Origin of the sequence: Cobetia sp. SIMBA_158 (assembly GCF_046566945.1) — a bacterium.
Lineage (GTDB): Bacteria > Pseudomonadota > Gammaproteobacteria > Pseudomonadales > Halomonadaceae > Cobetia > Cobetia amphilecti.
In genome coordinates this window covers 1-279 of sequence record NZ_JAWJYL010000246.1, presented here as the reverse complement: position 1 = coordinate 279, position 279 = coordinate 1, and the positions used below count along the sequence as shown (strand labels likewise).

1 pseudogene is annotated in these 279 nt (G+C 68.5%); it reads left to right on the top strand.

The features are described 5' to 3' along the window. Positions 1-279 (top strand): annotated as a pseudogene (locus tag R2R70_RS19830) (Xaa-Pro aminopeptidase); the annotation flags it as partial.

Here is a 279-nt window from a genome sequence, read left to right as displayed (position 1 = left end):
CAAGCCGTTCGCGTGGTTCGGCGAGCGCACCGCGTTCGAGGGCTTCTCCGGCCTCAAGCACATGGGCGGCTTCAACCTCGCGTTCTTCCCGAGCCACCGGCAGCTCGAGACCGACATGCCCGTGATCCTCGACGTCGCGCCGGTGCTCGACGGGGTCGTCGCGGACGTCGGCTACGCGCACTGCCTCGGCCGCAACCCGATCCTGGAACAACTGCAGGACGACCTGATGGACCATCGCGACATGATCGTGCGGCTCGTGAAGGCGCGCCGCCCGATGGC